Annotated in this window: 1 protein-coding gene; it reads left to right on the top strand. The window is 61.2% G+C overall.

All coding sequences use genetic code 11. From position 1 onward, the window contains the following. A partial coding sequence (locus tag AX692_RS06385) for a conjugal transfer protein TraH (protein ID WP_196491739.1) occupies positions 1-258 on the top strand: 258 nt, incomplete at both ends.

The following is a 258-nucleotide window of genomic DNA, read 5'->3' as shown; positions in this document are numbered from 1 at the left end:
TCGGCAATGTCTGGACGCGCTTTCCCCAGAAGACGACCAACATTGCCAACCTGCAGCTGCCGCGCGCCCGTGCTGGGTGCGGCGGCATCGACATCTTTGCCGGCTCGTTCAGCTTCATCAACGCGAGCGAGATCGTGGCGATGCTGAAGGCCGTCGCGAACAATGCCGTCGGCTTCGCCTTCAGCCTGGCGATCGACACGGTATGCCCGGAATGCTCGAAGATCATGCAGGAGTTCAGCCAGAAGGCTCAGCTCATGA

The sequence above is a fragment of the Erythrobacter donghaensis genome (assembly GCF_001557325.1).
GTDB classification, from domain to species: Bacteria; Pseudomonadota; Alphaproteobacteria; order Sphingomonadales; family Sphingomonadaceae; genus Erythrobacter; species Erythrobacter donghaensis_B.
Note: the sequence above shows the minus strand (reverse complement) of the source record. Positions and strands in the feature narration are given on the sequence as shown.